This window comes from Vibrio chanodichtyis (assembly GCF_028863985.1).
Classification (GTDB): Bacteria; Pseudomonadota; Gammaproteobacteria; order Enterobacterales; family Vibrionaceae; genus Vibrio; species Vibrio chanodichtyis.
In genome coordinates this window covers 1-6142 of sequence record NZ_JARBFT010000023.1, presented here as the reverse complement: position 1 = coordinate 6142, position 6142 = coordinate 1, and the positions used below count along the sequence as shown (strand labels likewise).

Below are 6142 nucleotides of genomic sequence, written 5' to 3'. Positions count from 1 at the left end.
AGACTTTTTACCCATTTGGTCGTGACCTAACAAGCGATTCAAGACAGATTCACAACGCGCGGCATTGGCGTGATGCGTGAACGACAGTGATGAACATTGTGATGCGTTGAGTTGGTTTAGGCGTTGCTCACTGCTTAATCGGGCGTTAAGTGCCCAGAGCAATGTGGGAACTGGTTGATATTCAAGGAATGAAGAGTTTATGAAAATTTCAGAATCTAGCGTTCATTTCATTTACGACGCATCAAAGAACGTATATGAGTCAAAGCAAACTTTGGTGTCAGCAGCTAAAGAAGCGTCTGACAAGGGGCTAATGTCTGACGGCTCTGCGAGGATTTACATCAATATTTTTAGAAGCTTAATGAAAGGTGTAGGACACACTAGAGCAATGAATAAGTATTCTACGGTATATTTTCTTGAGTCAATTTATAAAGATTATGGTTCATACCGATTTGAACTTGCGTTGCAGGCTACAGTGCATCATGTCAATTACTACAACTCTTTAGGAAAAGGGCGTAGAGCTTTGATTGAGAAAGTTATTGCAGACATGAAAACTAAATATAATGTTCAGTCAAACGCTTATTCAGTATACCCTGACGAAGTTGAGTTCATCGAAGGTAAAGTAAAAAAAACATACGTAAACAAATACGAGCGAAGCGCGAGCGCGAGGCAAAAAGCAATAGTTGTACATGGTGTTAACTGTATTGTTTGTGATTTTAATTTTGAAGGAACGTATGGTTCTTTAGGTACTGGTTTTATTCATATCCATCACCTCATTGACTTATCGGAAATTGGTTCTGAGTATAGTTTGAACGTAGAATCCGATCTCGTACCAGTATGTCCAAATTGTCATGCAATGTTACACAAAACCAAGCCGGCAATGAAACCTGAAGAGTTGAAAGGGCACTTAACAAAGCATTTAAGAGTGATTCCCAACGCTTAGCATTTTCAGTTCAAGGTTAGGTTTCGTGTTTACGGTGCAATGTTTGGGTTTGGTGGCAGCGTTGCTCACACCTTAATGCGGCGTTATGGCGCAAAGCATCATATAGGAGCGATCATGGATAAAATGGAATTTGTTCGAACACTATTGATTGAAAAGGGCATTAGTGCTCGTTTAATTAAGCCATACCCATATCTATTTCATAAGTTGGCTCATTTGGATATGAAGCCGAGGATATTTGAAAACCCACTAAAGCTATTTGCTCTCCAATCTGTAATTGGCGCAGGTTTTTGGGGTGGATTTATGTGGTTATTTGTATGGCAGTTTCAAGGATTCACGATTTCTCAGGTTTATGGTTCTTTGCTTTTTGGTCTGCTTACTGGCCTATTCCTTGCTGTTGAAGTTGTAAGAGTTCGTAGGAAGCATGGATTCACTGATTTTGATAGTTGGCTTAAGGCAAATGGTTTGGAATAGCGCCATAACAAACGCCTCAAGAGGGACTGTCAACGCGTAGCATTTTTTGTATGCGGTGATTTTTGTGGTTAATTTGTTATGCGTTAAGTTGGTTGGAGCGTTGCCAGCCCCTTAGGCGGGCGTTAGGCAATTTTATTGGGGCAGCATATGGAAGTGACATGTCATTGTGGAAATATCCACTTAAAACTGGCTCAGTTGCCAAAAGAAGTGGGCGAATGTAATTGTTCGATCTGCCGACGTTATGCAGCAATGTGGGCATATTACACCCCCGACCAAGTTTCAGTGGCTTATACAAAAGAGAAGTCGAAATTTTACTGTTGGGGAGATAAAAACGTTGAATTCCATAGATGTGACATATGTGGTTGTATGACGCACTACATAACAACACCTAAATGTGATTCAAGAATATTCGCGGTGAATATGCGGATGGCAGAAAATGAAGTTCTTTCTTCCATTCCAGTTAGAAAAATCAATGGTGCAGTGTATTAAAATTGCCCAACAAACGCCTCAAGAGGGACTGTCAACGCGCAGCATTTTTGTTATGCGGTAGGTTTTGTGATTAATTTGTTATGCGCTAAGTTGGGCTGTGCGTTGCCAGCCCCTTAGGCGGGCGTTAAACTGCAATCAGTCATCCAATCGTTGCAGCGCTTTGTTGTAAACTTCGCTACGTTCTCGCTTACCAACGGCCAATACGGTGACAACGATGATGTCGTTTTCGACTTGGTAGACTAAGCGATAACCAGATTGGCGTAGCTTTATTTTATAAATGTTTTCTGCGCCAGACAGCTTGGCTGACAGAACGTGTGGATTTTCAAGACGTTCGAGTAGTTTTCTTTTGAATTGTTGCTGAAGAGGTACGGCTAACTTTTTCCATTCCTTCAATGCGGTCTTTTTGAATTCAAGTTTATAAGTCATAGATGTTGACCTGTACGCTTTCTTCACTTAAACGTTCTTTAGTAATAGCAAGTAACTCAAGATCGTCGAGTTTATCCATCATGATTTCATACGTAGTTGCAGGAACGCAGTAGAAAGCAGGCTCATTTCGATTAAGCACAGCAACTGGAGCGCCATAAGCACTTGTTGCAACTTTCATGGGATTTGCTTTAAATTCAGTAATACTTGCAGCCACATCAGCCAAGATTCTAGTGGTCATTATATAGATCCTTTAATTGGTCTTTAATGAGGTCATTATAGCCATGGAACAGCAGTTTAACAAACGCCTCAAGAGGGACTGTTAACGCTCGACATTTTTGTGATGCTTTGGGCCTTGTGATTAATTTGTTATGCGTTAAGTTTGGTTGTTGCGTTACCAGCCCCTTAGGCGGGCGTTAAGTTTATGGAGGTAATCTATTGAAACAGGGTATTCTTTATTCGGAAGAGCAAATTCCGGCGTTTAAGTGTCCTTCATGTAATATCGGAGATATGACCCCGAATGGTAACTTTAGTTGTCGTCAAATTGCAGATGCTCGAACTGGCGGCGACACTAGAGCAGTTCTTCGCTCTGATCTGCAGTGCAACAACAAAGAATGTAAGGATGTTGGCATCTTAGTAATGTCGGGGGAATTTTACTCAGATTATGAAGGTGGGTATGAAATGTTGTTTACACCGACTTACGTTAATCCGGCACCTAACTTTTTTACATTGGATCCTAAATACCCATATAAGATAAGAATGCTACTTGAACTTGCTTTTTCATTATTTTGGGTAGAACAGGCTTCATGTGGAAACAAGCTTAGAGTTGCAGTTGAAGAACTACTGACACAATTAGGTATTGAGCCGTATCGAACAAAAAATGATGTCCCAGTTCTAAGTAAGAAAGGCTACCCTAAGCCGATTCCACTACAAGAAAGATTGGAGCAGTGTAAAAAATTAGGGAAAGTCCATCGTAAATGTATTCAGGCTTTAGAAGCAATTAAGTGGTTAGGTAATGAGTCGAGTCATAGTGCAGAAGGCGTTTTTCAGCATACAACATACCAAGCAATCATGGTTTTTGGTGCTGTGCTAGAACAAATCTACCTCGGTGTTGAATTACCTAAGGAGCTTGATTTTTCGGTGAATAATATCAATTTCTTCTACAACCCCAATGAGCAAGAAGTACGACCGAAAAAATAAACTTAACAAACGCTTTAAGACGGATTCGCAACGCGTGGCATTTTCACTATGCGTCGATTTTAGTGATTAAGGTGGTGTGCAGAAACATTGCATTGCGTTGCTCACCACTTAAGCGAGCGTTAGCTTCTTAAAGGCTAAAATCATCAAAATCTAAGCTCATTTGCTGTGAAAATTCAGCTTTTAGTGTTCAAATTGCACAATTTGGCATTTGAATTTTGCTAGATGCTGATTTGGTAGAAAGTGTTGGAAGTTCCGCGGTTTCAAAGCCGCTGAAAGCCAACAAGTCTCGATGCTTCAATGTTGTTGGATGTTCAACACTGGCAGCTTGGTTTCACAAAAAGCAGCATCGTCGCTGAAATCGTGCTTCTTTGTCGGAAATGCGGTAAGTGGCCGGCCAACTTAACCTTGAACGCTGCAATTTTTGGCAGCTCACTTCACAGCTTTTGGCGTTGGACGTGTGTTTGAGTGATGCTTTTGCGTAAAATGCATTTCAAGCAAATGTGTTTAAAAAGTCATTGGTAAACAATGGGCTACGAAGCTAACAAACGCCTCAAGAGGGACTGTCAACGCGTAGCGTTTCCAGTCCCATTGAGCCGAAGTGGTTACGGTTGTTGTGTTTGAGTTTAGTGTTAATGCGTTGTCAGCCCCTTAGGCGGGCGTTATGTGTTTTTCTGAAAAATTTTCACAGCTCTGCGCTTATAATTCAGACGTGAGGTGCACTATGTCTGAAAATCAAAAAGTTAAAAGAGCTGAACCAATTGAAACTTGTTCATATAAAAGTCCTTGTGTTCGTCATTGTTGTTTAGATGACAAAGATATCTGCATAGGTTGTGGTAGGACTATTGATGAGATATGTCGTTGGAGTAGTGTAACAAATAGCGAAAAACAAGAGATATTAATCAATAGCTTAGCTAGAGTTCAGAGCCGAAATATATCGATATGAAGCATCTTAGTCTTGTGTATATGATGGCTTTTTATCGAATGCTGTTTGGCATAAATGCCTTTCGCTACCCCTTTAAATGGAAGGGTGGGCATCAGAAACACACACATAACAAACGCCTCAAGAGGGACTGTCAACGCGTGGCGTTTCCAGTCCCAATGAGCCGCGGGGGTTACGGTTGTTGTGTTTGAGTTTAGTGTTGTGCGTTGTCAGCCCCTTAGGCGGGCGTTATGCTTAATCCATAAAAATCAGCAGGTTGTGATTGTCAATTCCTTTGGCATTTCGTTCTGGTTTTGTCGGCAATTCAATATTGTTTTCGCTGCCTAATGAAGCTGCAATGTGTCTGGCGCTGTAATTTCTGAGTGATTGCCTCATTGGTTTTTTGAGTCCATGCGAGGTGAGTTTTGTTCTCTCAAGTCGCTTTGAGCAATTTGGTGCCTTTACTTACAGGCTTAAAGTCTGTCGGCAATTGAATATTGTTTTGCGCTGCCTAATGAAACGGCAATGTGTCTGTCGCTGTAAATTTCAGTGTCATTGCCTCATTGAGTTGTTGTGCTCATGCGTGGTGAATTGGTTTGTCGGAGAGGGTTTCCACATTGGCCTAGTTGCTAAATGAAAGCCTGCATTGGTCAGTTCATAGGTAAAAAATGAGCCAGTTCAAATTCAAGAAACTCGAAGTTTGGCCAATGATTTCAGTGGGTTATTATTGGTTTGGTTCAAATGTAAAGTGTTGAAGCTTAAGCATAACAAACGCCTCAAGAGGGACTGTCAACGCGTGGCGTTTCCAGTCCCATTGAGCCGCGGTGGTTGCAGTTGTTGTGTTTGAGTTTAGTGGTAGTGCGTTGCCAGCCCCTTAGGCGGGCGTTATATGCTTCGAAGGAAATATGAGTAAAGTCTTATTAGTAGCTACATATCTGATATTTGTGGGGCCGGTTTTTGCTAGTAGCGACCTTGGTTTTCCCTTTCAAAAACAAATAGAGATTTATCTTGTTGGCGGAGCAAATGTAGATGAAGTCAACCTTTCATTTGATGCCAACAAACCTAATGTTCTGGAAGCTAAGGGTTTTGATGCCTACACATCTTGGAAATATGATTTTTATACCAATGATGATACTTGTGAAATTTACGAATTTAACTTAGGCGTTAAGTACACTCTCCCCCAAATTGACTCATTAAGTACATCGAAGGAGGTGTCGGAGGAGTTCCGTACTTACCTTGAGCAACTTTATCGGCATGAACAAGTTCACTGCGCTCTTGTTGCTAAATTTATGCACGAAGCATTTTTAACTTTTAAAGAAGGTCAAAATGGTGAGTGCAGCATAGCAAATCAAAAGGTAACTAAACTGGAAAGTGAGTTCGAGGAAAATAATGCTTTGTTTGATGTTTATACCTCTCATGGAAAAATAGAACTGGCGGAGTCACCGTTCGGTGAAGAAAACTATTTAGATATGTGTAAAATTCCAATTGAGCCTATTCCACCACGCATATAACAAACGCCTCAAGAGGGACTGTCAACGCGCGGCGTTTCCAGTCCCAATGAGCCGCGGTGGTTGCAGTTGTTGTGTTTTAGTTTAGTGGTAATGCGTTGTCAGCCCCTTAGGCGGGCGTTAGGTCACGACGGGATCACATGAGCAATGCAGAGCAGTGTCGATTGAGTATGGAAGAGCAAAACGTGGATA

The 6142-nt window shown here is 41.3% G+C and carries 9 protein-coding genes and 1 pseudogene; 8 read left to right on the top strand and 2 right to left on the bottom strand.

Annotated features, from left to right (window positions below):
- The first annotated feature begins 199 nt into the window (after positions 1 to 199).
- The 3 genes from PUN32_RS13605 (at position 200) to PUN32_RS13595 (ending at position 1900) form a co-directional block, all read left to right on the top strand.
- The gene (locus tag PUN32_RS13605; RefSeq protein WP_274723683.1) at positions 200 to 940 is read left to right on the top strand and encodes an HNH endonuclease; all 741 of its coding nucleotides are present in this window, start codon (positions 200 to 202) and stop codon (positions 938 to 940) included.
- 114 nt (positions 941 to 1054) lie between these two features.
- The gene (locus tag PUN32_RS13600) at positions 1055 to 1411 is read left to right on the top strand and encodes a DUF6404 family protein (RefSeq protein WP_274723682.1); all 357 of its coding nucleotides are present in this window, start codon (positions 1055 to 1057) and stop codon (positions 1409 to 1411) included.
- Positions 1412 to 1558: 147 nt separating this feature from the next.
- Positions 1559 to 1900 (top strand): GFA family protein, encoded by a 342-nt coding sequence (locus PUN32_RS13595; protein WP_274723681.1) that lies wholly within the window; start codon positions 1559 to 1561, stop codon positions 1898 to 1900.
- 135 nt (positions 1901 to 2035) lie between these two features.
- Here PUN32_RS13595 and PUN32_RS13585 read toward each other — a convergent pair whose 3' ends face one another.
- Both PUN32_RS13585 and PUN32_RS13580 read right to left on the bottom strand, forming a co-directional pair.
- The gene (locus PUN32_RS13585) at positions 2036 to 2326 is read right to left on the bottom strand and encodes a type II toxin-antitoxin system RelE family toxin (protein ID WP_274723680.1); all 291 of its coding nucleotides are present in this window, start codon (positions 2324 to 2326) and stop codon (positions 2036 to 2038) included.
- Positions 2316 to 2564 carry a type II toxin-antitoxin system Phd/YefM family antitoxin gene (locus tag PUN32_RS13580; RefSeq protein WP_274723679.1) on the bottom strand — a complete coding sequence of 83 codons (249 nt, stop codon included), beginning with the start codon at positions 2562 to 2564 and terminating at the stop codon, positions 2316 to 2318. Before PUN32_RS13580 ends, PUN32_RS13585 begins: the two co-directional genes overlap by 11 nt.
- Positions 2565 to 2761: 197 nt before the next feature.
- On the opposite strand from PUN32_RS13580, the gene PUN32_RS13575 reads away from it, so the two are divergent.
- From PUN32_RS13575 to PUN32_RS13550, 5 genes and pseudogenes are all read left to right on the top strand, one after another.
- Positions 2762 to 3523, top strand: coding sequence for a DUF4145 domain-containing protein (locus PUN32_RS13575; RefSeq protein ID WP_274723678.1), 762 nt, complete (start codon positions 2762 to 2764; stop codon positions 3521 to 3523).
- Positions 3524 to 3830: 307 nt separating this feature from the next.
- Positions 3831 to 4005 (top strand): annotated as a pseudogene (locus PUN32_RS14060) (DUF645 family protein).
- Between the two features lie 179 nt (positions 4006 to 4184).
- Positions 4185 to 4466 (top strand): DUF1289 domain-containing protein, encoded by a 282-nt coding sequence (locus PUN32_RS13560; RefSeq protein ID WP_142579570.1) that lies wholly within the window; start codon positions 4185 to 4187, stop codon positions 4464 to 4466.
- A 379-nt stretch (positions 4467 to 4845) separates the two neighbouring features.
- Positions 4846 to 5079: a DUF3709 domain-containing protein gene (locus PUN32_RS13555; protein ID WP_114777024.1), complete on the top strand. Its 234-nt coding sequence runs from the start codon at positions 4846 to 4848 to the stop codon at positions 5077 to 5079.
- 268 nt (positions 5080 to 5347) lie between these two features.
- Positions 5348 to 5953, top strand: coding sequence for a DUF922 domain-containing protein (locus tag PUN32_RS13550; protein ID WP_220285353.1), 606 nt, complete (start codon positions 5348 to 5350; stop codon positions 5951 to 5953).
- The last annotated feature ends 189 nt before the right edge of the window (positions 5954 to 6142 follow it).